Source organism: Paraflavitalea sp. CAU 1676, from assembly GCF_029223285.1.
Classification (GTDB): Bacteria; Bacteroidota; Bacteroidia; order Chitinophagales; family Chitinophagaceae; genus Paraflavitalea.
Window position 1 is genome coordinate 366047 of sequence record NZ_JARHUJ010000006.1, and the last position, 24160, is coordinate 390206.

Annotated in this window: 21 protein-coding genes; 12 read left to right on the forward strand and 9 right to left on the reverse strand. The window is 48.1% G+C overall.

Annotated features, from left to right (window positions below; genetic code table 11):
* The first annotated feature begins 70 nt into the window (after positions 1 to 70).
* Positions 71 to 1468 carry an aminopeptidase P family protein gene (locus P2H89_RS21240; RefSeq protein WP_275830636.1) on the forward strand — a complete coding sequence of 466 codons (1398 nt, stop codon included), beginning with the start codon at positions 71 to 73 and terminating at the stop codon, positions 1466 to 1468.
* 85 nt (positions 1469 to 1553) lie between these two features.
* Here the strand turns inward: P2H89_RS21240 and P2H89_RS21245 are convergent, their stop codons facing one another.
* Together P2H89_RS21245 and P2H89_RS21250 are read right to left on the reverse strand one after the other, a co-directional pair.
* Positions 1554 to 2609 (reverse strand): NADH:flavin oxidoreductase/NADH oxidase, encoded by a 1056-nt coding sequence (locus P2H89_RS21245; RefSeq protein WP_275830638.1) that lies wholly within the window; start codon positions 2607 to 2609, stop codon positions 1554 to 1556.
* An 88-nt stretch (positions 2610 to 2697) separates the two neighbouring features.
* Positions 2698 to 3486, reverse strand: a complete 789-nt coding sequence (locus tag P2H89_RS21250; protein WP_275830640.1) for a hypothetical protein — start codon at positions 3484 to 3486, stop codon at positions 2698 to 2700.
* Between the two features lie 514 nt (positions 3487 to 4000).
* On the opposite strand from P2H89_RS21250, the gene P2H89_RS21255 reads away from it, so the two are divergent.
* Together P2H89_RS21255 and P2H89_RS21260 are read left to right on the forward strand one after the other, a co-directional pair.
* Positions 4001 to 6562, forward strand: a complete 2562-nt coding sequence (locus P2H89_RS21255) for a hypothetical protein (protein WP_275830642.1) — start codon at positions 4001 to 4003, stop codon at positions 6560 to 6562.
* A 193-nt stretch (positions 6563 to 6755) separates the two neighbouring features.
* Positions 6756 to 6947: a YtxH domain-containing protein gene (locus P2H89_RS21260; RefSeq protein ID WP_275830644.1), complete on the forward strand. Its 192-nt coding sequence runs from the start codon at positions 6756 to 6758 to the stop codon at positions 6945 to 6947.
* Positions 6948 to 7146: 199 nt separating this feature from the next.
* On the opposite strand, the gene P2H89_RS21265 is transcribed toward P2H89_RS21260, so the two are convergent.
* From P2H89_RS21265 to P2H89_RS21275, 3 genes are read right to left on the reverse strand one after another with little or no spacing between them, the layout of a single operon-like run.
* Positions 7147 to 8748, reverse strand: a complete 1602-nt coding sequence (locus P2H89_RS21265) for a T9SS type A sorting domain-containing protein (protein WP_275830646.1) — start codon at positions 8746 to 8748, stop codon at positions 7147 to 7149.
* A gap of 27 nt (positions 8749 to 8775) precedes the next feature.
* Entirely contained in the window at positions 8776 to 11193 is a 2418-nt protein-coding gene (locus tag P2H89_RS21270; protein ID WP_275830648.1) for a hypothetical protein, read from the reverse strand.
* 1 nt (position 11194) lies between these two features.
* Positions 11195 to 12847: a hypothetical protein gene (locus tag P2H89_RS21275; protein WP_275830650.1), complete on the reverse strand. Its 1653-nt coding sequence runs from the start codon at positions 12845 to 12847 to the stop codon at positions 11195 to 11197.
* 314 nt (positions 12848 to 13161) lie between these two features.
* Between P2H89_RS21275 and P2H89_RS21280 the strand changes: the two genes are divergently transcribed.
* The 3 genes from P2H89_RS21280 (at position 13162) to P2H89_RS21290 (ending at position 15840) form a co-directional block, all read left to right on the forward strand.
* Positions 13162 to 13815: a DsbA family protein gene (locus P2H89_RS21280; RefSeq protein ID WP_275830652.1), complete on the forward strand. Its 654-nt coding sequence runs from the start codon at positions 13162 to 13164 to the stop codon at positions 13813 to 13815.
* 111 nt (positions 13816 to 13926) lie between these two features.
* Positions 13927 to 15018, forward strand: coding sequence for an amidohydrolase family protein (locus tag P2H89_RS21285; RefSeq protein WP_275830654.1), 1092 nt, complete (start codon positions 13927 to 13929; stop codon positions 15016 to 15018).
* Between the two features lie 156 nt (positions 15019 to 15174).
* Entirely contained in the window at positions 15175 to 15840 is a 666-nt protein-coding gene (locus tag P2H89_RS21290; RefSeq protein ID WP_275830656.1) for a DUF1579 domain-containing protein, read from the forward strand.
* A 213-nt stretch (positions 15841 to 16053) separates the two neighbouring features.
* On the opposite strand, the gene P2H89_RS21295 is transcribed toward P2H89_RS21290, so the two are convergent.
* On the reverse strand, positions 16054 to 16476 hold the full coding sequence (locus tag P2H89_RS21295; RefSeq protein ID WP_275830658.1) for a DUF1761 domain-containing protein: 423 nt from the start codon (positions 16474 to 16476) through the stop codon (positions 16054 to 16056).
* Positions 16477 to 16610: 134 nt separating this feature from the next.
* Here P2H89_RS21295 and P2H89_RS21300 point away from each other — a divergent pair, with 134 nt between their 5' ends.
* Both P2H89_RS21300 and P2H89_RS21305 read left to right on the forward strand, forming a co-directional pair.
* Positions 16611 to 17645: a histidine kinase gene (locus P2H89_RS21300; RefSeq protein ID WP_275830660.1), complete on the forward strand. Its 1035-nt coding sequence runs from the start codon at positions 16611 to 16613 to the stop codon at positions 17643 to 17645.
* A 1-nt stretch (position 17646) separates the two neighbouring features.
* Complete coding sequence (locus tag P2H89_RS21305; protein ID WP_275830662.1) at positions 17647 to 18402, forward strand: LytTR family DNA-binding domain-containing protein; 756 nt, start codon at positions 17647 to 17649, stop codon at positions 18400 to 18402.
* 57 nt (positions 18403 to 18459) lie between these two features.
* Here the strand turns inward: P2H89_RS21305 and P2H89_RS21310 are convergent, their stop codons facing one another.
* The gene (locus tag P2H89_RS21310) at positions 18460 to 18867 is read right to left on the reverse strand and encodes a hypothetical protein (RefSeq protein WP_275830664.1); all 408 of its coding nucleotides are present in this window, start codon (positions 18865 to 18867) and stop codon (positions 18460 to 18462) included.
* Positions 18868 to 19121: 254 nt separating this feature from the next.
* On the opposite strand from P2H89_RS21310, the gene P2H89_RS21315 reads away from it, so the two are divergent.
* Both P2H89_RS21315 and P2H89_RS21320 read left to right on the forward strand, forming a co-directional pair.
* Entirely contained in the window at positions 19122 to 19760 is a 639-nt protein-coding gene (locus P2H89_RS21315) for a DUF5606 domain-containing protein (protein ID WP_275830666.1), read from the forward strand.
* An 88-nt stretch (positions 19761 to 19848) separates the two neighbouring features.
* On the forward strand, positions 19849 to 21573 hold the full coding sequence (locus P2H89_RS21320; RefSeq protein WP_275830667.1) for a M3 family oligoendopeptidase: 1725 nt from the start codon (positions 19849 to 19851) through the stop codon (positions 21571 to 21573).
* A gap of 289 nt (positions 21574 to 21862) precedes the next feature.
* Here the strand turns inward: P2H89_RS21320 and P2H89_RS21325 are convergent, their stop codons facing one another.
* Both P2H89_RS21325 and P2H89_RS21330 read right to left on the reverse strand, forming a co-directional pair.
* A complete protein-coding gene (locus tag P2H89_RS21325; protein ID WP_275830669.1) occupies positions 21863 to 22282 on the reverse strand; it encodes a transcriptional repressor in 420 nt (139 codons plus the stop codon).
* Between the two features lie 31 nt (positions 22283 to 22313).
* Entirely contained in the window at positions 22314 to 22964 is a 651-nt protein-coding gene (locus tag P2H89_RS21330) for an SCO family protein (RefSeq protein ID WP_275830671.1), read from the reverse strand.
* Positions 22965 to 23090: 126 nt separating this feature from the next.
* Here P2H89_RS21330 and P2H89_RS21335 point away from each other — a divergent pair, with 126 nt between their 5' ends.
* Together P2H89_RS21335 and P2H89_RS21340 are read left to right on the forward strand one after the other, a co-directional pair.
* Positions 23091 to 23483, forward strand: coding sequence for a MerC domain-containing protein (locus P2H89_RS21335; RefSeq protein WP_275830673.1), 393 nt, complete (start codon positions 23091 to 23093; stop codon positions 23481 to 23483).
* A gap of 71 nt (positions 23484 to 23554) precedes the next feature.
* Positions 23555 to 24151: a NifU family protein gene (locus P2H89_RS21340; RefSeq protein WP_275830675.1), complete on the forward strand. Its 597-nt coding sequence runs from the start codon at positions 23555 to 23557 to the stop codon at positions 24149 to 24151.
* The last annotated feature ends 9 nt before the right edge of the window (positions 24152 to 24160 follow it).

Consider the following 24160-nt stretch of genomic DNA (forward strand, 5'->3'; position numbering starts at 1 on the left):
TGACAATAATGGCCTATCAGGGGTTAATTACCAGGCACACGAAATCAAAAAAAACTCAATAAATTGCCGCATGCATTTCAAATTATTCGAACAAGCGGTATACAGCAACCGGCGCCAGGCGCTGATGCAGCAAGTGGGCAATGGCCTCATTGTATTGATGGGCAATGAAGAGACGGGCATGAACTATAAGGATAACTGGTACCCCTTCCGGCAGGACAGCAGTTTCCTTTACTACTTTGGGCTGGACGTGGCCGGACTGGTAGCAATCCTTGATCCTGAAAGCAGTGAGATCGTGATCTTTGGCAACGAACTTAGCATTGACGACATCGTATGGACCGGCCCTTTACCCTCTTTAAAAGAAATGGCAGGCTCCGTTGGCGTAAATAAAACAGCTCCTTATAATGATGTGGCAGTGTGGATCCGCAAAGCGCAGGCGTTGGGCCGGGCAATACACATCCTTCCCCCCTACCGGGCGGAAAACAGGATCCGACTGGGTGAATGGTTGCAGGTGCCGGTACAGGATGTAGACCGCCAGGTTTCTATAAAACTGATCAAAGCGGTGATTGGGCAAAGGGTGATCAAAGAAGCGATCGAGGTGGGAGAAATTGAAAAGGCCGTTACCATTAGCGCCGACATGCACCTGGCAGGCATTCAGTATGCCAAACCGGGTATGAAGGAGTTCGAAGTGGCCGCCAAAGTACAGGAAGTTGCTTATGCCGCAGGCGGCCGCCTTTCGTACCCGATCATTTGTACCATCAACGGTGAAACTTTGCACAACCATTATTATGGCAACACCATTGCCGAAGGGCAAATGCTATTGCTGGATGCCGGCGCGGAGAATGATCTGCACTATGCGGGCGACCTTACCCGCACTTTCCCCGTTGGCAATAAGTTTACTACCGAGCAAAAGGAGGTGTACAATATTGTTATCAACTCTATGGACCATGCTATCAGTTTGCTGAAACCCGGCGTACGTTTCCGCGACGTACATGCGGGTGCCTGCGAAAAGCTGGTTGAAGGCCTCGCGGCCATGGGTATCATGAAAGGCAATGCTGCCGAGGCAGTAGCCGCCGGTGCACACACTTTATTCTTTCAATGCGGCCTTGGCCATATGATGGGCATGGATGTGCACGATATGGAAGATCTGGGAGAACAATATGTGGGCTATTCCGACGACCTGCAAAAAAGCAAAGAGTTTGGCTGGAAGTCCCTGCGCCTGGGCCGTGCTGTTGAACCCGGTTATGTGTTGACCATCGAACCCGGTGTATATGTTATCCCTTCGCTGATCGATCAATGGGCGGCTGAGAAAAAGCACAGCAGCTTTATTAATTATAAGGCACTGGAGTCGTTCCGGAACTTCAGCGGTATCCGCGTCGAGGATAACTTCCTCGTTACTGCTGAAGGTAGCCGTAAATTAGGAAAGTACTTACCCAAAACAGCCGACGAGATAGAAGCACTTCGTCAATAATAAAGTGGGTTGGGCAATGCCTCATTAATTTTATCATACGCCTGGTAAGAGAATAATAGTTCTTTACCGGGCGTTTTGCTGTTGGTTAGTTCTTTGCCCGCAGGTATTGCGAAGGCCAGTCGATTTCCACACCCAACTCCTTCGCTGCGTGGAGCGGAAAATATGGATCTCGTAAGGATTGGCGTGCTATGATAACAAGATCGGCCTGCTCGGCGCCAATTATGTCTTCGGCCTGTTGTGCCGTTGTGATCATGCCCACTGCGCCGGTCGGTATACGGGCCTCTCTTCTTAGTTTTTCTGCGAAGCGTACCTGGTAACCGGGCGCTGTTGGTATGGTAATACCGGGTACAATGCCACCTGTTGAGCAATCGATCAGGTCAACTCCCCGCTCCTTCAATATCCCCGCCAATACAACTGAATCCAACTCATTCCACCCTCCATCGGCCCAATCGGTAGCAGATATGCGTACGAGTAAGGGCAATTGAGGCGGCCAAACTTCTTTCACAGTCTCCACCACTTCAAGTAGAAAACGAATCCGGTTCTCGAAACTTCCACCATATCGGTCGGTTCTTTGATTGGCTAACGGGGACAGGAACTCATGGATAAGATATCCATGGGCTGCGTGTAACTCCAAAACCTGGTAGCCAGCCTCCGCAGCCCGTGCCGCGGCAACCTTGAAATCACGGATCACTTTGTTGATTCCGTCGAAGTCCAGGGCAAGCGGCACTGGGTCGGTTGGTCGAAAGGGTATGGCAGATGGTGCCACTGTTTGCCATCCGCCCGCTTCGGGAGAGATCTGTTGGCCACCCTTCCACGGACTTTGCGAGCTCGCCTTTCTCCCCGCATGCGCAAGCTGTATCCCCGGCACAGCGCCCTGCTCCCGGATGAAAGCAGTGATCGATCGTAACTTTTCAAGATGTTCCTGCTTCCAGATCGTCGGGACTGATCCGTCCTTCGGGCGATATGGCAGATGCCTCCTGGATGATGAGGCCGGCCCCACCAACTGCCCGGCGCCCAAGTGCACCAGGTGCCAATCGGTAGCAAAACCGTCAACAGAAGAGTATTGGCACATCGGCGATATCACTATCCTGTTGCGAAAAGTGATGCTCTTTAATGTGAAGGGTGAAAAAAGTGCTGCCATGGCGTACGTGTGTGCCGCCAAAGGTATTACAAATAAAAAAGCCCCTTCCGTTTTCGGAAAGGGGCCTCTCTTTATAAAAATACGTTCCTTATTGGTATTCGTACTTAACCTGGGTTGTACCATCGGTTGAGGTAAGTGGGTAACCGCTTCCATCGTAAGTATAGGTATTGCTGAAGCCGAAATCGCCTACCTGACCGGGCCAGTCGTAAGTGGCCGTTTTCAATTCATTCTTCGAGCTGAACATTACTGAGAAACCTGCTTCGTCCAGAATATACTTAGACAATTGGGGGAAAGGAGACTTTTTATCACCAAATGTAAATACAGCGCTATATTCCAAGATGCTTCCTGTTTCTGTTTGAATCTTGGTGACATTGCCGTTGGTATAAGTAAGGTTCAGGTTCATTACATATTCTTCATCGTCTTCTTTGATAACACGTTTCATCTTGGTTACCTGACCATTCGCCACAGTGTAAGTAACGCTGTTATCGGTTATCAGTTCATCGGGCTGCGCTCCATGGAGCTCCCATGTTTTCATAGTGCCGCTTACCGGTACATTGTTTGAATAAGCATACGTATACTCAATTTTAGATTCTTCGTCGATAATCTCGAGCTTCGTGAGATTACCAGCTGCATCGTAGGTAAACTTCGTTTGCTCTTTTCCATCTGCACTGCCATAGTTGGTAAGCCTTTTGTTGCCGTCATAGGTAAAATTATAGACGGTGGTTGTTCCATTTTCCGTTTCTGTGAGCTTTTTGATCAGCTTGGTAGAAGGGTTGTTGCCGCCGCCACCGGTGTTATCGTCGTTGTCCTTGTCTTTCTTACAAGAGGTGAAAACCAGCGTCGCCAACATACCTGCTACTACGAATAATTTCTTCATGATTTTTTGTTTTAAATGGTTGTACTTATAAGGTCATTTGCATTGAAGCAATTGGAGCGCAATATTAGCTGGCATTTGTAGCCTCCAAAAGTCATTTAGGTATGAGCTGTGAAAAACCGGTACTCAACTGGCATATTTCCCGACCATACTTCGCAGTTTTAATCTTTGCCGGTAATTGTGTTGGAGGATCATCTCCAAAATAAATGCTAAACCGGCGTCAAAGCATTGTAATAAGCAAGCCAGTTCATTATCTTGTTGACAGTTGCCCCACTTAATAATTCCAAGCTGCTGGTTATGAAACGAATAGAGCTGAAGGGGGGCCATGGTGTTCGTGCCCTATTGAAGTCAGGATAGTTTATCCATTGCATTTTCCACGTTAACACCGCTTTTTGCTAATGTTTTGCAAACATTTGCAACTTTGATAAACCCCTAACAGCTTGCATCGTCTAACCAATGTAACTTGATCTTAATAATTAAACCCAACGGGGATTTTTCACACGAAAACTGCCTCTTTATGAAATCTTTTTTTACCTATTTATGCGTGCTGGGCGGATTGGTTCTGTCTGGTTTTTCCGCGAATGCCCAGGACGCTTGGCCCAAGACCTTCACCACGGCCGAAGGCTCCGTGATAAAAATGTATCAATGGCAGCCAGAATCTTATACTGGAAATAATCTTCAGGCCAAAGCCGCGGTATCGGTGCTGGAAAGCGGCAAAACCGATCCTGTTTTCGGGATGACCTGGATCAAAGCCAGTACCTCCAACAACGGTAGCCGGGTACAGGTGGAAAAGGCATCCGTAGAAAACCTTAAGCTGCCCGGTGATATCAGCGATGACCGGCTCGACAGCTACACGGAGGCCCTCGAGCAGCAGATCAATCGTGGCAATATTAATTTTGCCCAAACTGATCTTCAATCCTCTCTCGATCTGAACAACCAGCAAACGCAGCTGTCGCAGCAGATCAGTAATAATCCTCCGAAGGTGGTGTACAGTAATACGCCCGCCATCCTGGTTTCGATCGATGGAGCACCTAAACTTCAACGCAATAATGATTGGGATGTTGAAGCAGTTGTGAACACCCCTTTTACGATCGTCAAAAACAATGACGGCCGGTTTTATCTCTATGGCGGAAAGCATTGGTATGCTGGATCAGCGGCTACCGGCCCTTATTCGCTGACCACGCAGATTCCGCAGCATTTCAATAAAATCGCACAACAGGTAAATGATGCGGATAAAGACAATAACACCGAAAAAGAAACCGACGCAAATACGATGTACAAGATCGTCGTGAGCACCGAACCGGCCGAGCTGATCCAATCGAATGGCGAAGCCAATTTTGCACCGGTATCCGGCACCGATCTCCTGTACGTTTCTAACTCGGGCGATGACATCTTTATGGATGTGCAGTCGCAACAATACTATGTACTGATCTCGGGAAGGTGGTTCAAATCGAAAACACTAAGCGGCCAATGGCAGTTTGTGCCCTCTGATAAACTCCCGCAGGATTTTGCCAAGATCCCCGAAGGGTCTGCGAAAGATAATGTGCTCGCCAGTGTAGCAGGTACCGCGGCGTCCCAGGATGCCCTGCAGGATGCGGAAGTACCACAAACCGCTAAAGTAGACCGCCAGCAGGCCAAAGCTGATGTAGCATACGATGGAGATCCTCAGTTTGAGGACATCGATGGCACCGAAATGGAGTATGCCATCAATACATCGGCTTCTGTGATCCGTTGGAGAGGCAGATATTACTCTGTAGATAATGGCATATGGTTCGAATCGTACAGCGCGGCAGGTCCCTGGTCAGTCGCTGTGGTGAGGCCTTCTGTTGTTGCCCTCATCCCGCCCCGCTATCCTGTATATCATATGAAGTATGTATATATCTATGATTATACTCCCGACTATGTTTGGATGGGCTATACCCCAGGATACCTGAATAACTATATCTGTGGCTCCAGCGTCGTGTATGGTACAGGTTATTACTACAACCCGTGGTATGGTCACAATTATTATGCACGTCCCTATACCTGGGGCTTCAATATTCGGTACAATCCCTGGTTTGGCTGGGGCTTTGGATTCAACTATAACAGTGGTTGGTTCCATAGCAACGTAGGCTGGGGCAACTCGTGGGGTTATGGTTATGGTGGCTGGTGGGGCCCACGCGTATACCGTCCGTCTTATTGTTATGCGCCTTACCGCAGTCATGGCGGTTATTATAGCGGTGGATATTATGGTAACGGATACCGCAGTCGCACCAATGTGAATGTAGTGCAGATCAACCGTACCAATAATATCTACAACTACTACGGTGGCCGTGGGGTTGTGAGCCGTGATAATCGCCGTGTAGACCCCAATACGGGACGCACGTTCAACAGAGGAGGGTATGCCAACAGGAATTACAATAACGGCAACTATAGTCGCGGTGGTGCTAGGTATGATAACAACAACAATTACAATCGTCCCAATAACGATAGCAGGTTCACCAGCAGGCCGCGTGTTTCAGATCGCTCTACTGCCGGCCCGCGTGGTGATGACCGCAATGGCAACAATACACCTGGACGCAGTATCGATAACGGATCACAACGTCCTTCGAGGGAATGGAGACCAACCACATCCGACCGTAATGGTTCCTTCGGTGGACGTCCTGGTGCCGTAGCCGATCAGCCTTCGAGAGAAAGGGTTATCCGGGACAACAATTCACGCAGCGAGAACAGGCCCGATCCAGGCACCAGCAGGCCATCACCTGTTACGCGTGAGCCAAGAGCTTCTCAGTCTCCTGTCCGCGGCAATGATGAGGGCCGCCAATGGCAAAGCAGACCAAATTCCGGCGGCGGCGAACGCAGCTTCCCCGGCAGGTCGGCGCAACCACAGCCCGCGCCACAGCGCGAAGCATCAGCCCCGCCACAAAGAACTTTTGATCGTCCCAGCGTAGGCGGAGGCGGAAGGAGTGGTGGTGACCAGGGTGGTAGCCGTCCCAGCTTTGGTGGAGGCGGTAGGAGCGGTGGTGAACAAGGTGGAGCTCGCCCCAGCAGAGGTGGAGAAGGCGGCGGTGGCAGCGAACGCCCCGGTAGAAGAGGATAGTGTAAAATTTCTTACTCACTATACACAGAGATTCCCGCCTGAATGGCGGGGATCTTTGATTTTACAACCAGCTGTAATACAATCGATGTTAACAAAGTCACCGCAACGACTCCTGATCGCAACCATTCGTTTGGCACAGTCTTGGTATTTGTAATGCGGAAGACACGAATTATTCACAGTTAAATTGATTATCATGAAAGCAAAACATATTCTGGTAGGGATGATTGCTGCAGCTGCTGTTGGCGCATTGGTGGGCACATTATTTGCACCAGATAAAGGAAAAGAAACAAGAAGAAAGATCCGTGATACAGCCGACGACCTGATGAATAAAATGAGTAAGGGTCTTCGCAAAAACAGCGTTACAGGAAATATGGAAGTCGGATAATAACCAAAGGGTACATTTACTCAATATATATCGGTTCATTAGTTATCGTACGGAAACTGTCTTACAAGTCCAGGATAGGATGCCGGAATAGCATTTCGGTGTGTGATAGAGAAGTATACCACCAAGGTGGGTATTTCAACCTGACGCGACTTGTAAGGCAGTTTCTTTTTTGTGCTACTTCACGCACGACAGTTACCACTCAATAGTAGCCTCTAACCAGTAGTTTCTTTGAATCAACGATCCTGCCTGTCGGAGATATAAAACTAACAACATAAGTGCCTGGAATGGGCAGGTACATTTCGATGATATTTCTATCCCGCACAAGTTCTTCTTTTACTTTTCTGCCAACAGCGTCCCAGATCACAATCGTTTTGATCGATGAGGCAATACCTATACCGACAAAGAATCTGCCCGTGCTTGGGTTGGGCCATACCAACAATTGGTTGTCGGGGGTTCTGCCAACTGCGACGATATTCGAATATGAAAGCCGGCCACTGAAGTCTACCAGCTGCAACCGGTAATAGGTAATGCCGGTGTAGCTGTTGGGATCGATCATTTCATAATTGAGGAAGTCGATGCTGTAGCCGTTAAGCGCTTTTGATGTGACCGTATCTATATTGGTAAACTCGTTCTGATTGCTGAACCTGCGTTGTACCACAAAATAATTATTGTTGATTTCGGGATTGGTGGTCCAGAACACTTTCACCTGGTGGTAATCGATACGCACGCCACTCAGCCATACCAGCGTTCTATTGATGCCCCGGTCTCCTTTTCCGGTAAATTTAGTATAGTAAGCGCTATTTGGCATCCCGTTCCTGAGCGGCCTGTAATTGAGGCCCGAGTTCAGCAGAAACGCACCAGTGGTAAGTATACCCGGAGAAGGCGTGATCAAGGGGGCTGCAGTATCCCACATGCCATTGCCGTATTTTGAAATGTAGGCCAGCTTTCGGCCCGCGTTAAAAAACGCCCCTTCGTCTTCGATGAGGTGCTGCAAAGCAATTTCCACATCACCTTCATTGGGGTGGAGTAATTTGCCGATCTCCCAGGTCTTGTTCACCGATTCTGATCGTAGATTGTTTCCTGAAGTGGCATTACTTCTAACGCTGTCGAACACAGAGACATAAAAATCATCTCCATTGTTGGTTTTATTCACAATAGCTGCGGGGGTGTATTGATGCGTACGGCTTCCAACCGGAAATACGACCACATTGTCGGTAGCCCTGATATTTTCACGGATCAATAAACCCGAACCCGGTGCATTGCCTGTAACGATAAATCGGGAAGAATCATAATTTGTAATAAGACCTGGATAATTGTTGCCTACCACCAGGATGTGATTGTCAAGGAACAAATGGCCCGCTGTGAGTCTAAGTTCATTACGCACTTTGGCCGAACTGCCGATCAATCGAACGCCATTCCGGTTAAGTATCTGCAGATTGGGGAAGCCCGGACCCGTACGGGTAGCCGCATTGTAACCTCCATTAAGGAGTTGACGGGTAGTGTCAGTAGCGAGAAAGCGCACCATGCCTCCAATGCCGATGGCCCCTTCCCCACCATTGGTTTCGTCGGTTAGCAATGATTGCGGATCGTTGTGCCAGACGTGGCCCTTAAAGTTTAATACAGCTTTTATGCCAAGGCCCAATTTGCCTTCGTTGGTGACGTTGGAGAAGATTGTAGCCGTGTCGCCCACAAAAAACACCTTGCCCTGGTTAGGAACATAGAATCCCTGTTGCGCTACACCGCTATTGAAAAACAGCAGGAGCGCAATAGCGAAAATGACGATATGAGATCCTCTATACAAATCAGTGCTGCCTGTTAATTATATAACCTAATTCCCTTCTACACGCACATATATACGTGTGTTGGTATCAGTATGCGGCTCCAGCCCCTCGGCAGTGCCACCCAGGAAGGCAATGGTACTTGTTCTGCTTTCCATAACGCGAACGATAATGGCGCTGGTGGTAAAGCTGGTTACGCACACCACCGGCGCATTGGTGATGGCAGACCCTCCACGAGCGGTTACCTGTATACTCAGAATATTGGTGAATCCAACATTGGCAGGAATGTTCAGCGTAGGTGTACCCGATCCGTTATTGGAAAATTCCGCCACCCAGATCTTTGTTACTTCATCTACATTCGCGTTGCCGGTACCGGAATAGTAGGTCGGTCGTTTGGCGAGGACTACTTTTCCATTGGCATCCACACCCAGCAGTGCCGCCCCGGCGGTTGTGGTTGAAGCATTAGTAAGGTTCTCCATGCGGAGTCCACCATCATTGGCTACGCCTGTTTTGATATGCAGGCTGGTAGAAGGGGTAGTAGTGCCAATGCCCACACTTCCTGTACCGGTGATCCGCAACCGTTCATTGGTAAGCGCAAAACCGCCCGTAAAAAAGGAAAGGTTCTTACTGCCCGTTCCGTTACCGATCACGAAATCATTTCCTGTGCTATAGAGATAAGCGTTGTTGGCCCCTCCAATGATCGGATAGGCAGTATTGGTGAACCCGCTCGAGTTGATGCCCAGGTCAACATAGTTGCTCGTTTCCGTGCCGTTATTGGCCGTAGCCACCAGGTCGCTGCTGGCTACATCGCCAGCAGAACGGTTTTGTATATTGAGCTGAAGGTAGTTGTTCACATTTCCCTTTCCGCTGATGACATTATAAGAATTGCTGGTGCCCGCATCTACCAGTAATTTTTCGCGTGCACCGCTGGTAAAGCTCTCCGACCCTATACCCACCGAAAGTCCGCTATTCGATAGATCGCCGAGGATGACTGCATCAGCGGCTGTTACATCAGTATTATATCCTACAGCAGTAGAATTATTGCCCGTCACCGATGAATTGGCGCCCAGTGCGGTTCCATTCGTTACGGTCGACACGAATGCATCGGTACCCATTGCAATACCATTCGACCCATTCACCAGGGCTTTTCTGCCAATGGCTATGCCTGGGTTGGAAACAAACGCAACGATGGCCGAATCACCTACCGAAACACTGTAGCCCGCATTGGCAGTCGCCGATCGGCCAATAGCGATACCACCTATGCCACCAACTGTAGTTTTGAAAGCAGCATTGGTGTTACTCCCGATCGCTATGCCGTTATTAGCATTGGCAGCTGCATTGGTGCCCAGGGCCATGGCATCCTGTACGCCAAATGGTACCGTAGCTGCGCTACCCAATGAAAAAGAAGCCGCACTGTTGGTTGTTGCTCCCGTTCCAATGGCAAATGCGTTGGATGCGCCTACGGTGGCGCTGCTTCCGATCGCATAGGCGTTAGAAATACTGAACGCCGTTGTTGCGCTGTTGCCAATGGCAAAAGAATGCGTGGCATTGTTCACATTGGCATTGATCCCAAGCGCGAGAGAATTCTGATCGAATTTCGCCACCTGCGTATTGACTGTTTTTACCACCAGCGACTGGTTGTCGGTAGTACCGATAAATTGGGTGCCCGCCGTTGTGCCGGTATTGCCTGTGAGCAGCCAGCCACTACCCGAACCAGTCAATAACGAAGGATGTATCTTCTTCACCACCCCGTTGAGGATCGTGACGATACTATCTGTAGCGGCACCTGTTGCCAGGCCTCCAATGGTGAGCGGACTGCTACCGGTAATATGTAGGGTGGAGGAAGGCGTTGCCGTGCCCACACCCAGCCGGCTATTGGTGGCATCCCAGAAAAAAGCTGCATTGTTCTGTGAAAGCAGTCCGCCGCTACCCATAAAGGGAACGGCCCCCTGCGTGAAGGACGAAAAGAGTGGCGCACTACTAAATGTTTTGCTGCCTGCTATTGTTTGGGCTGTGATTGTAATAAGCCCTCTTGCGGTGGCAGAAGCGTTGGGCAAGTTAAAGGTGTGCGTGGTACCGGTCGACACAATATTGAAGTCGGTGCCGGTTGTACCGGTGGCGAAGGTTTGCGTACCGTTGGTGAGTCCGTTCAAACTGGTAATACCACTGGTATTCTGCAATATCCTCCATCCGCCATTGGCTCTGACCATCAGTTGCTTCAGTGTATTGAAAAATATGACCATGCCATCGGGCGGATTGAGCACATTGATGAGCGCTGTATCGGCAATACGGGGAAACAGCAAACCCTGGTTGTTCGACTGCAATTCAAGTACGGCCGACTTTTCGACGGTAAAAGGATTATTGCCCAGCCTCAGTTGCTGGGTGTATCCCTTTTGGAAAAGCAATAAAATTGCCAGTGCTGCACCAAATCTTTTGGCACCTTGCATAACGACCTCCTTTCTATCCATGCTATTTCTTGATCACATACCAGTTGCTGCCATCTGTTTGCAGGGTTACATAAGTCCAATCATTGTAGATCGTGTATGAAGAACCTCCATCGATGGTACCACCGGTTGGGTTGATGGTAAGTTGATTATCGATGCCTCCCGAACCTACTTTTTTGATGGTGTAAATACGCCCTTTTATGGCACCCGGACTGGGCAAGGTAATGGTGATGGCGCTGCTGGTGGTATTGGCCAGTATCGTATTATCGGTGGCGGCGGCGGTGTAGTTGGCCGTGGTAGTGATGATCGCCAGGGATAACGAACCCTCTACCTGAACGGTGGAGTTGGCCGCACCGGAACCTCCTACCAGTACGGCTTTGGCTGCCGTGACACTATCCAGGAATGTTTTGGTGCCTGCAAAACTTTGTGAAGCAGTTGATACAACACCCCTCGCCGTGCCGCTTGCACTGGGCACGTTCAGAAAAATACTATCGGCGCCATTGGTCGATATAGTAAGGTCGGTACCTGTTGTTTTGAACGCAATATGCTGGGCTGAGTCGCGGTTGCCGTTTATACTGCGGATGGCGTTCCCAAATGCCGATGCACTCACCTGCCTCTTTTGTACTACGCCATTATTAACCACGAGCACAGAGTCGGCCGAAGTGTTGTTGGTTAATGTATTCAGTTGAAGTGTTCCGTTTACCGTTACATTGTTATTGAAGGTCTTATCGCCGCCAAATGTCTGTGCACCGGCAGTTACGATACCGGGGTTGGTAGCGTCGGCCGGATGCAGGATCAGTGTGCGTGAAGTAGAATCGGCCACGATGGAGGCTCCGTTCAAATTGGGTGTTGTTGCCACGGCACCTACCGCCAGGGTTTGAATGCCACTTTGTATTTTTTGCCAGTCGGCATAAGTGAGAAAGCCATAAGGCTTCGAAGCGCCTGCCGATCCATTTTGTACTGGTAAGAATAAGGCGATAGTACTATCGGCATCACGATTCTGGATCAAAACATTATTAGAAGTATCGCTGGCTGCGGCAGTAATGGATAATGCCTGCCTTTGTATACCGTTGATGGCCCTGATCGCATTTTCAAAAGCCGAGGACGAGATGGTTTTCTTATACACCGAACCATCTGCGCCGATCACCAGCACATCTTGTTCTGTAGTGCCCGTAGCAAGGTTCTGTAACTTAACGGTACCATCTACATTTAATTTCGCCGTAGGGTTATTGGTGCCGATTCCTACATTGCCCGCTGCATCTACACGCAAACGCTCGGTATTGCTGGTGCGTACTACCAGGGGCTGCCCATCAATGGTTCCGATAAAGTTTGTTGCCGGATTGGTGCCGCTATTGCCGGTGAGCGACCAGTTGGCGCTGGCCTCCGACAGATCGGCTATTTTTTTCCAGCTGCCGTTACTGCGTAAACGAAGGCTCTTATCCGAATTGAGGTAAATGATCATCCCGTCGGGCGGTGTTAGCGCATTGATCGCTGTAGTGTCCGCCAGTCTTGGCAGCAACAAACCCTGGCGCGAACTTTCCAGCTCGAGGATCGATGATTTCTGAATGGTTGTTGGATTGTCTCCAATCTTTAATTGTGCCTGCGTGGTGATAGCTGTGGTCATGATGATCAATACAAACATGACAGCCCTGCAGAATAGAGTAAGCGTGCTTCTCATAAGAAACAGTTTAACAGATATTGAATGTTGTTTCAGTTGTCGATCAAAAAAGTCGGGAGTCAAACCTAAACAAAAATCACATGTTCACTTACTTCTATTTAAACATTTTTGCTGTTTCTACAATAGTTATTTAACAAACACTATTACTAAATGTAACTTATACCCGAAACCGATCATTACATGGCCATTTATGCCCGAATAAGTTCGGCGCCAGTGGAGTAGCATGACCCTTCAATTGCTTGACCCTATCCGGGCATCTTTAATCCCGCATATGGGTATTTGGATGTAATTTTGCCGGCTTAGGAATTATTGATATGATGACGATCTACTATTGTTACGACGCTTATTGCGGCTGGTGCTATGGATTCAGTCCGGTGATCAAAAAGATCGCGGAGGAGTATAAAGACAAGTTCTTTTTTGAAGTATTGTCGGGAGGTATGATCATATCAGAGCAGCCACACCCCATCGGCGCCATGGCCGGCTATATCCGGCAGGCTTACAAAGTAGTAGAAGAAAGAACCGGCATACGGTTCGGGTCCGATTTTCTGTGGCATATCAATAACCCCGATGATAGCGACTGGTTTCCCGATTCAGAAAAGCCCGCCATCGCGATGTGCATTTTTAAAGAGCTTTATCCCGACAGGCAGGTTGAGTTTGCGGCCGATCTGCAATATGCCCTCAACTACGAAGGGCGCGATCTCTGCGATGACGAAGCCTATCGTCACTTGCTGGAGAAATACCAGATTCCGGCTGAAGAGTTTTACAAGTCCCTTCACAGCGAAGCTTATAAAGAAAAGGCCTACTATGAATTTGCCTTATGCAAACAGCTGCAGGTAACCGGGTTTCCGGCCGTGTTGCTCCAGGCATCCCCATCAAAATTCTACCTCCTGGGCCGTGGGTTTACGGAGTATGACGACCTGAAGGCCCGGGTCGAGAATGTACTGGCGGAGATCAGCCAGGCTTCCTGAAACCTTTCATCCAAAACAGGCCAGCCTCAATTCTAAAGGTTCGTTAAGTTTGACTACCGGTTTCTTGTATATGCCGGCATACGGTAGCTTTCCCTAACCAAAACCTTTTGCATGCAAAAACTATCCTTTTTATGCTGTTCCCTGCTCGCCGTTTTGGCCACCAATGCCCAGTCGGGCCGGGGAATGGACTTTGAGCAATACAATCCCGTATCTACGCTGGTGGTACCCGAACATCCGCTAAGCCGTTCAAAATTTCCCTTTATAGACGTACACAATCACCAGAACAACCTGAGCGCAAACAGTATTCGGCAGCTGCTCCAGGACATGGATAAGCTGAACATGAAAGTAATGGTCAATTTGAGCGGCGGGTACGGATCATCCCTGCAGAATATGACCAGTTCGGTAAAATCGACCGCTCCCACCCGATTCATCGTGTTTGCCAATATCAACTTTTCCGGCATCGGCGAACCAGGCTGGACAGAAAAGGCCGTTCAACAACTGGAAGAAGATGTAAAAGCAGGCGCCAATGGACTGAAGATCTTCAAGAACCTCGGCTTTTCAGTAAGAGACAACCAGGGAAAGCGGGTGCCGGTAGACGATCCGCGCCTCGATGCCATCTGGGCAAAATGCGGAGCCTTAAAGATTCCCGTACTCATTCACACAGCCGATCCCAAACCTTTCTGGGACGAACAGGATGAAAAAAATGAGCGCTGGCTCGAGCTGGCCACTCACCCGGGCCGCAAGCGCAGCGACACCAACCCCGAACCCTGGGAAGCTTTGATCGAAGAGCAGCACCTTATGTTTAAAAAGCATCCCAAAACAACTTTTATCGCCGCACATTTTGGCTGGTACCCCAACGATCTTGCCAAGCTGAGCAAGTTGCTGGCCGACATGCCCAATGTGGTCGTTGAGTTTGGGGCTGTCATTGCTGAGCTGGGCCGCCAGCCCAAAGCTGCCCGCCGGTTCTTCGAACAATTCCAGGACCGTATCCTCTTTGGCAAGGACAGCTGGGTGCCCGAAGAATATGCCACTTACTTCCGCGTATTGGAAACGGAAGATGAATATTTCCCCTACCACAAAAAATACCACGCGTTCTGGCGCATGTACGGACTAGGACTGCCCGATAGCATCTTGAAAAAGGTCTATTACAAAAACGCTTTGCGGATTATTCCCAACATAGACAAAACCCAGTTTCCCGATTAATGGCTGACCATCGGCGGGCGGAAAATCGCTTCGTTGGTGCATAATTGTCTATTACGCAATCCTTCATCCTGAAAATTTCCGGTGTCGTCGTTTTTTTGAAGTCAGAAGATAAGGGCAGGCAGCTAATTTGATTACCTTTTCTGAAATACTTCTAATATGAAAAGGCTAACCGTCATTTTCTGTTCAACGATCGCACTGGCCATTGCCGGATGCGGTGATGCGCCTACCACCAATAGCGCTGCCAAAGAAGATTCAGCGACAGCTGCAAAGACCGATGCGCCAGCCGCGGCAACCGAAACACCAGCCGCACCTCCCGACACAGCAGCCATGCGTAAAGCCATGATGGAATACGCTACACCCGGAGAGATGCATAAAATGCTCGCTGCTGCCGATGGCAAGTGGGATGCTGAGGTAAGCTCGTGGTGGGCACCTGATGGACCGCCCCAGAAGAGCAAAGGCACATCTACCAATAAAATGGTTTTGGGTGGCAGGTACCAGGAAACGACTTTCAGTGGAAATTTTGACGGGATGCCATTTGAAGGAAGGGGTACGGTAGGTTTCGATAATACAAAGAAAGTATTTGTAAGCACCTGGACCGATAATATGGGAACCGGCGTCATGGTCATGGAAGGACCTTATGACCCTGCTACCAAGACTATTTCTTTCAGCGGAACGATGACGGATCCCACTACCGGCAAGGAATGTAAGGTAAGAGAGATCATGACCTTTATCGACGACAAACACCAGAAAATGGAAATGTTTGCCGCGCCAGCCGGTATGAAGGAATACAAGAACATGGAGATCCACTTCACCAGGAAATAAATGAAACTGACTTCCGGTCATGCTTTTGTAAAACAAAACTGCCGGAATAAGGAACTGCCCGCAACCGATCGTCACCGATCATGGAGCGGGCAGTTTTGTTTTTGATGGCTATAGTATCCTGTTTCGAAAAGTTTTGTTGTGCCGTTGCACATTTGCATTCAATCGCAGAAAACAAAACCTTCCTGTTCCCTAAAAAAAGATGCTTAAAGATGCCTATCGCCAGGCCCCGATAATGGCGCCCATCAATACCAGCGCGAGTACACAATAACCTCCATTGATAAAGATGTATCTGGCCGATTTATGTTCAAACAGCCCTACAATAGCGATACTGCAAAACACCCAGAAACCTGCCAGGAAGCCTGCCGTAGAGCCCCAGGATATATTTACTACTGGTGCGCCTGGGCAGGGTTGGGCTGGCTCGGCCAAAAACATAGCCAGGTTGGCAGCCATTAATAGCGACAGTACGAAAGCCCACCCGAATATTTTAGCTTTGTTGCCCTTCTGTACCGTTTCCACAGTAAATTGATTCTCTTTCATCCATGCCTTCCCAAACAAGGCAGGAGAGTACCATACGCCACCCAGAACAAAGGCCGAAATGCCGGCTACGAGTACGGCTAGCCAATTGATAGAATTCATGTCCATGTGATTACACTTTAAGGGTTTAAATAGATTATGATTAATCGAATCTAATTCACTAATTTTTCCGTGCCAACGAAAAGCGAACCGGCATGGAAAACGGGGCGACGAAACCAAAACAACCGGCGACGAAAATGACCGCCGCCAACGAAGTGAACGATATCGGCTTCCGCCTGATATTGATTCCTTTTTTTGGCATTGCCATTCCCCTGGTAACGCGCATGGTCGATCACGAAACACTTTCCAACTGGCAAATCAAGCTCAGCTATGCTTACACCATCGGTTTATCTTTCCTGATTTGGGAAGGCAACCGGTATTTGCTGTTCACACTCCGCAGCTATTTCAACTGGTTCAACCATCCCATCCGTAAACTCGCCGTGCTGATCTTTTCGGTTTCTTTCTATACCATCCCGGTAAGTGTGCTGCTATTGGTAGGCTGGTATCATATATTTAACGAAGGGGTGGTAAACTGGAACGTAGTCACAGAAGCTACGCTCATTATCATGGTTTGCGTCGTGTTCATCGTACATGTATATGAAACGTTTTTCCTGGTAAAGGAGTCGGAGAATGAAATGGTCAAAAACGCTCAATTGGCCCGTGCTAAAGTCGAAGCCGAACTCGAAGCGCTCAAAAACCAGATCGATCCTCATTTCATTTTCAACTCACTCAACACACTCTCGCACCTCATTGAAGAAAGGCCGCAAAAAGCCAGGCAGTTCAACGATAACCTGGCCGATGTTTACCGGTACATATTACAAAACAAACGGCGTGAGCTGGTTTTACTCCGTGAGGAGATGGAGTTCCTGTATGATTATTTCTCGCTGCTGGTAATTCGGTTCGATACAGCCGTTCAACTGCAATCGAATGTAGACGAGCAGTATCTCGACCAATACCTTATCCCGCCTATTTCGTTGCAGGTACTTGTTGAGAATGCTATTAAACACAATGAATTTTCTGCCGGGTCGCCACTTGTTGTACAGTTAACACTACACAACGACCTATTGGTGATCAGCAACCTGGTACGGAGGAAGGAGTTGCGCAAACCTTCGTCCCGCATCGGTCTCAACAACCTCGACGAGCGATATAAACTTACAACCGGCAAAGATATCCAGGTGGAAGCCACCGATAGGGATTTCACAGTATCCTTGCCCATACTTAAAATTGGCTGATATGCAAGTATTGATCATTGAGGACGAAAAACCCGCTGTAGAAAAATTACAGAAAGCCCTGCAGGCTGCCGATCCTGCTATCCAGGTGGTAGACGTTGTAGATAGTGTGCATCAGGCCGTAGACTGGCTTACCGCCAACAACGCCCCTTCGCTGATATTTATGGATATTGAACTTAGCGACGGTTTATCCTTTAAGATATTCGAACAGGTAAACATTAACTGCCCGGTCATATTTGTTACAGCCTATGATGAATACTGGCAGGAAGCATTTGAGCACAACAGCATCGATTACCTGTTGAAACCTATCAAGCAGGTTAAACTGGAAGCTGCACTTCGGAAATACGATAAGCTGAAGCAGCACTTTTCCGCCAGTTATCAAAACCTGGCCAACTGGCAGCAAAAGACTGGAGATAATGGTTACAAGAAGAGATTCCTGGTAAAGCGCGGGTCGGACTTTATCAGCATCAAAACCGATGACATTGCCTATTTCTATGCCACCCATAAGCTGGTATGCATGGTTGATCATAAGGGGCAAAAATTCATCCTCGACCAGTCATTGAGCGATATAGAAACGCAGCTCGATGCAACCGTATTCTACCGGGTAAACCGTAAATACCTGGTCAATATGAGCGCCATCAAACGCATCAAAACTTATCCCAAAAGCAAACTGCTGATAGAACTGGAGCCCGCATTACAGGAAGAGATCGTGATCAGTCAGGAAAATGTAACTGCTTTTAAAGAATGGATGGGGCAATAAGAAACCCCGGCTAAAAGCCGGGGTCTCACTACTGATCAATATGGTACGGTTAACCAATTAATTGTTACCGCCACCGCCGCCCTGGCGACGTTGAGGGCGCAAAGAGGGTTCTATTTCATCTTTCCATTTCTTGAATTGGGCTTCGTCGAAGATTTTCTTCAACTCATCATCCCGGTCGGCCATCATTTTCTGATTCTTTTCGCGCATCGCGTCACGATCACCGCCACCGCCGCTGGCACGCATTTCTTCGAACGCTTTTTCACGTGTTCTGAAATATTTCACGAAAACACTGTCCGACTTGGTTGTTTGGTCGCCAGACAGCTTGAGGTCAACTAGTTTTTCCTTAACCGCCTTCAATTGTTCTTCGGGGGTACGGCGTTGAAAACCGCCACCGCCGCCCTGGGCATTGGCAGTGTAAATGCCCGCAATTGCTACAGTTATCAATAAAAAGAACGCTTTTTTCATTGCAATAAATGTTTATGTGAGTGAATAGTGACAGTAATAGATTGGATGGCAACGGCAGCAAAAACCTGCGCCCATATGCGCTAAAATTAACCGGTGGTTAACAAGGATTTTACGCGGTCGGAGTGCTGCAAACGGGTGTCAAAAGGCTAATTCCAGGTCAAAAAACCTTGGTATTTGGGGAGTCGGGGCAATTTTTGGAACAAGGTTTGCCGAATTCCGTTTATCTTGCATATCCTTTAAAATTTCAGCCCGATATGGAATATGGTAAAATCATAGCGGTAACAGGATTACCCGGATTGTTTGAGTTAGTAAGCAGTAAAAGCGATGGTGCTATTGTCCGTTCGCTGGATGATAAGACGACCCGGTTCGTATCCAGCCGGGTACACAACTTTTCACACCTGGAAAGCATTGAGATCTATACTGTACGTGATAATGTAAACCTGGCTGAGATCTTCCAGGCAATGCAAGGCAGCGGCGAGAAGCTTCCTGACGGGAAGGACAACGGCGCGCTGAAGAAATATTTTGAGAAAGTATACCCCGATCTCGATTTTGAGCGTGTGTATGCCAGCGACATGAAGAAAATGGTGAAATGGCTTACCATTTTGGGTGCTAACGATGTGGAAATCAAGCTTCGCGAATACGCAGAAGAAGGTGCCGAACCGGTAGCCACCGAAGAAGTAACGGCAACGCCTGAGGCTGAAGAGCCGGCGAAAGCTCCCGCCAAGAAGGCAGCAACCAAAGCGGCCAAGAAAGAAAAGCCTGCGGTAGAAGAAGGCGCAGAAGAAGCTGAAAAGCCTAAAAAGAAGGCAGCTCCCAAAGCAAAGAAAGCCGAGGAAGGTGGCGAAGAAGCAGCTCCGAAGAAGAAGGCGGCGGCCAAGAAAACTAAAGAATAGTTTCTTTAAATTACATAACCGAAGCTACAACCATCCGGAACCAGTTTTTGATACCGGGGTTGTAGCTTTATTATTTAAACAATGATCCATGAACTATAGCGCTGATATCAGGAAATTACCCCGGCATTTTTTGCCTTCCGATTTTATAGTAACTGATTGGAATACGCTCGAGCCCTTCTTTAAAGATCTCTTGGATAGACCCATTGGCAATTATGCCGATCTGGAAAAATGGCTGCTCGATATGAGCGAGCTGGAAGCAGTAGTGAGCGAAGATGCTTGCTGGCGCCAGATCAAAATGACCTGCGACACGGAGAATAAATCGCTCGAGGAAGCCTTCGTATTTTTTGTCACCAACCTGCAACCTCAGATTCAGTTGTATGGTGATAAGCTGAATCGCAAACTCGTTGAGAGTCCTTATGCAGAGCAGCTCGACAAACAGAAATATTTTACCTATCTGCGCGGCGTAAGGAAAAACATCGAACTCTTCCGGGAAGAGAATATTCCCCTGCAATCCGAGCTCAGTGTGCTGCAGCAACAATATGGAGTTATCTCCGGGAAGATGACCGTAGAGGTGAACGGCCAGGAGTACACCCTGCAACAGGCAGCCAAATTATTGGAAAGCCCCGATCGTACATTGCGCGAAACCGTTTACCGCAAGGTGAACGACCGGCGTGTGCAGGACAAAGAACCACTGAATGAACTCTATACTAAACTGATAGAAAAACGCCACCAGGTAGCAAATAATGCCGGCTTCGACAATTATCGTGATTATAAGTTCAAGGAACTCGGTCGCTTTGATTATACCAAGGAAGATTGTTATCAATTTCACGATGCGGTGAAGCAGCATGTGCTGCCACTGGTGAATGAGATCTACCGGAGGAAAAAGGAAAAGCTTGGACTGGATGTGCTGAAGCCCTGGGACCTCGAGGCACAACCAGCAGGCATCAAGCCACTGACACCCTTTAAATCGGGCGATGAGCTGCTGCAGAAAAGCATCCGCTGCTTCCAGGAAATACGGCCCTTTTTCGCCGATTGCCTCCGGAAAATGAATGAGATGAAGCGCTTCGACCTCGACAGCCGCAAAGGAAAAGCGCCGGGCGGTTATAACTGTCCGCTGGCCGAAACAGGCGCCCCCTTCATTTTCATGAATGCCGCCGGACAAATGAGCGACGTTACCACGATGGTGCACGAAGGCGGCCACGCAGTGCACTCCTTCCTGGCCCATCCCCTCGAGCTAAGCTCTTTCAAGGAATATCCCATGGAGATTGCTGAGGTGGCCAGCATGGCCATGGAGCTTTTCAGCATGGATGCCTGGGAGGTTTTTTTCGACAATGCTGAAGATCTGTTGCGAGCCAAGGAACATCAGCTGGAACGGGTAATTACGATCTTTCCGTGGATTGCTACTATCGATAAATTCCAGCACTGGATCTATGAGCATCCCCAACATACAGAAGCAGAACGCGCAACCCGCTGGATGCAGATACTGAATGAGTTTTCTTCTGATGTAATCGATTTCAGTGGACTTGACAATTATCGAACTTACAGCTGGCAACGGCAGCTGCACCTCTTCGAGGTACCATTGTACTATATCGAGTACGGCATAGCACAATTGGGAGCCATTGGATTGTGGATGCAATTCAGGAAAAACAAAGAAGCAGCGTTAGACAACTATATGAAGTCTTTAAGTTTAGGCGGAACCCGGACTTTACCCGAGCTGTACAAGGCAGCCGGATTGGAATTCAACTTCTCGCCTGAGCGTATAAAAATCCTGATGCAGTTTGTGCAGGAAGAAATGGAAACAATAAAACGTTGAGCAATAGTCGGTAAAAAAATACCCAGTTAGTGGTATATGGTTTTTTCGATGTAACAATTATCTTTGTAAGGAAACTTTGCATGCGATAGTAGGATGATTATCATCCGAACATCATAAAATAGCTACTAATCAGAGCCTTAACCAAAAGTCCCGGTGTTTCTACATCGGGGCTTTCTTTTTTATGCCCGTATGTGGTCAAGGAAGATTGGTTAACCAATCAATTACCCGCTGCTAAATCAGTCCAGGAAAGCATCATACGCGCAACAACTGGCTGATTTTGTGCGTGCGACTAGTGGCATTCTCTACAAACGCCTGTTACGACCATTTGAAATTCTTCGGGCTGAAATCCTTCGGGAAGTTTTACTTCAGGTATCAATACGGTTTCCAGGCAGGTAGTTGTACCACAGGCGCTGCAAACAAAATGCACATGGTTATCGTGGTGATGGCCGCCGGCGCAGGTCTCTTTACACATGGCATACCTTACCGAATTATCGACCGTAGGAATACTATGAATAATGCCCTTTTCGAGGAATGTTTGCAGCGTGCGGTATACAGTTACCCGGTCAAACTTTTCGCCTGTTTTTTTCTCTATATCGCCATGAGCCAGCGCACCGCCTTTTGATGATAAGAACAATTCGAGGATCCTCTTTCGACTACCGGTTACGCTCAATTGATTTCTCTTCAGAATATTGTCAATTTGTGCATCCATAACAAAATATTTAGGCGTTATCGAGGGATCTTTAATTGCCGAAAAGGTTATTACTAAATCGTTTTTGAGTCACTGGTTCATCCAGCAAACCTTGTATATCTATCTTCAGTTCTTCCAACTCATCTTTCTTCAAACCGTCGTAAATTTTCCGCACCCTACCGCTTTTATCCACCAACGCAAAGAACTGTGTGTGCAGGAATTGGTCGTCGATACTTTGCAAATTGTTTTTCGGATCGTCTAACAGATAACTGGTTCGCGCAGTGGTATAGAGGCTATCCTTGCGGCCGGTCAAAAACCACCAATGCCGTGTATCGGCTTTAATGGAATCGGCATATACTTTAAGCCGGGCACTATTATCGGTTTCGGGGTCGCAGGTATGCGAAACGATCAGGAAACGCGGCTCGTTGATATAGGCTTTATGAATGGGCTGTAGATTGGTATTCATAATGGGGCAAATACTCTTACAGGTCGTAAAAAAATATTCGGCCACATATACCTTACCATCCAGATCGTGCTCTGAAATGGTTTTGCCATCCTGATTAACGAATTGAAAAGGAAGAACATAGCTCAAAACCGGTAGCTTAACCTTGCCATAGCCGGGGATCACTCTCGTCAACACAAAATAAAAACCAACTACCAGTACCAGGAAAAATCCTATATAAAATACGAATTTTTTACTCATGGCTGCAAAGTTAGGGAACAAAGCGCTTGGGGTATCGTTCGATGAACCCTTCAGGGGGTATATCAGTCATTTTAAGAATTCGTTTGCAACTAAGTTGCATATGAAAATTTCCCTTATCTTCGCGCCATGAATTTCAGGTTTAACTGGGACGCCCTTGGGATAGCTACCTCTGTAGCCTGTGCTATTCATTGCGCCATCTTACCGCTGCTGCTCACCAGCCTGCCGGTATTTGGCATCAACATCATTGAAAATGTTGCGCTCGAATACCTGATGATCTTCATCGCTTTTGCAATTGGTATGTATTCCTTTTGGCACGGCTACCGCAAACATCACCATAGCTTTTTGCCCGCCATTGTATTCAGCCTTGGCATTATCTTGTTGATTGCCAAACAAATATGGCACGACTACCAATTCTGGTTACTCCCCTTTGCCGTGGTTTTTATTGTCTCGGCGCACGTTATCAACTACCGCGCCTGCCGCATCCACGATCACGCACATGCCGACGATTGTGATCATTAAAAACAGCGAGGGTAAAAAGAACAATTGCTGGCCGGGGTTTGTTACTTTTGTACTATAAAATACTGGAAATTATGATTAAAACAGGCAGTCCGGTTATCAGTATCTATACGGAGATGACTCCCAATCCGGAAACCATGAAGTTTGTGGCGAACAAGTTATTGTACCCGGGCAAAAGCATTGATTTTCCAGATGTTGAAAGCGCAAAACCTTCTCCCCTGGCCATTGAATTGTTCGGTTTTCCTTTTATAAGGGCCGTATTCATTGCCAGCAATTTCGTAACCCTCACAAAAACTTCCGAAACTGAGTGGACCGATGTGATCCCTACCATCCGTCAGTTCCTGAAAGAATACCTTGAAGAAGGAAAACCAGTTATCAACGAAGATGAAGTAGCTGTCATCGTTCCCCAAAGCAGCAATGCCGTTTCTGCCGACGACGACGATGTGGTTAAACGTATCAAAGAACTGTTGGAAAACTATGTAAAGCCAGCCGTTGAAATGGACGGCGGTGCTATCCAGTTTAAGAGCTACGATGAAGGCGTGGTGAACCTGATGTTGCAGGGATCCTGCAGTGGTTGTCCATCTTCAATGATCACCCTCAAAGCGGGCATCGAGAGCATGATGAAGCGCATGATCCCCGAGGTGAAGGAAGTAGTAGCAGAAGCTGAATAATAGCTCCCG

What these genes read in the sequence shown, in the direction of transcription:
- P2H89_RS21290 (WP_275830656.1), top strand. Translation starts at nt 15,175, where the DNA reads ATGAAAAGGCTAACCGTCATTTTCTGTTCAACGATCGCACTGGCCATT.
- P2H89_RS21295 (WP_275830658.1), bottom strand. Translation starts at nt 16,476, where the DNA reads ATGAATTCTATCAATTGGCTAGCCGTACTCGTAGCCGGCATTTCGGCC.
- P2H89_RS21270 (WP_275830648.1), bottom strand. Translation starts at nt 11,193, where the DNA reads ATGGATAGAAAGGAGGTCGTTATGCAAGGTGCCAAAAGATTTGGTGCA.
- P2H89_RS21340 (WP_275830675.1), top strand. Translation starts at nt 23,555, where the DNA reads ATGATTAAAACAGGCAGTCCGGTTATCAGTATCTATACGGAGATGACT.
- P2H89_RS21285 (WP_275830654.1), top strand. Translation starts at nt 13,927, where the DNA reads ATGCAAAAACTATCCTTTTTATGCTGTTCCCTGCTCGCCGTTTTGGCC.
- P2H89_RS21260 (WP_275830644.1), top strand. Translation starts at nt 6,756, where the DNA reads ATGAAAGCAAAACATATTCTGGTAGGGATGATTGCTGCAGCTGCTGTT.
- P2H89_RS21255 (WP_275830642.1), top strand. Translation starts at nt 4,001, where the DNA reads ATGAAATCTTTTTTTACCTATTTATGCGTGCTGGGCGGATTGGTTCTG.
- P2H89_RS21310 (WP_275830664.1), bottom strand. Translation starts at nt 18,867, where the DNA reads ATGAAAAAAGCGTTCTTTTTATTGATAACTGTAGCAATTGCGGGCATT.
- P2H89_RS21250 (WP_275830640.1), bottom strand. Translation starts at nt 3,486, where the DNA reads ATGAAGAAATTATTCGTAGTAGCAGGTATGTTGGCGACGCTGGTTTTC.
- P2H89_RS21325 (WP_275830669.1), bottom strand. Translation starts at nt 22,282, where the DNA reads ATGGATGCACAAATTGACAATATTCTGAAGAGAAATCAATTGAGCGTA.
- P2H89_RS21330 (WP_275830671.1), bottom strand. Translation starts at nt 22,964, where the DNA reads ATGAGTAAAAAATTCGTATTTTATATAGGATTTTTCCTGGTACTGGTA.
- P2H89_RS21335 (WP_275830673.1), top strand. Translation starts at nt 23,091, where the DNA reads ATGAATTTCAGGTTTAACTGGGACGCCCTTGGGATAGCTACCTCTGTA.
- P2H89_RS21315 (WP_275830666.1), top strand. Translation starts at nt 19,122, where the DNA reads ATGGAATATGGTAAAATCATAGCGGTAACAGGATTACCCGGATTGTTT.
- P2H89_RS21305 (WP_275830662.1), top strand. Translation starts at nt 17,647, where the DNA reads ATGCAAGTATTGATCATTGAGGACGAAAAACCCGCTGTAGAAAAATTA.
- P2H89_RS21280 (WP_275830652.1), top strand. Translation starts at nt 13,162, where the DNA reads ATGATGACGATCTACTATTGTTACGACGCTTATTGCGGCTGGTGCTAT.
- P2H89_RS21275 (WP_275830650.1), bottom strand. Translation starts at nt 12,847, where the DNA reads ATGAGAAGCACGCTTACTCTATTCTGCAGGGCTGTCATGTTTGTATTG.
- P2H89_RS21245 (WP_275830638.1), bottom strand. Translation starts at nt 2,609, where the DNA reads ATGGCAGCACTTTTTTCACCCTTCACATTAAAGAGCATCACTTTTCGC.
- P2H89_RS21240 (WP_275830636.1), top strand. Translation starts at nt 71, where the DNA reads ATGCATTTCAAATTATTCGAACAAGCGGTATACAGCAACCGGCGCCAG.
- P2H89_RS21320 (WP_275830667.1), top strand. Translation starts at nt 19,849, where the DNA reads ATGAACTATAGCGCTGATATCAGGAAATTACCCCGGCATTTTTTGCCT.
- P2H89_RS21300 (WP_275830660.1), top strand. Translation starts at nt 16,611, where the DNA reads ATGACCGCCGCCAACGAAGTGAACGATATCGGCTTCCGCCTGATATTG.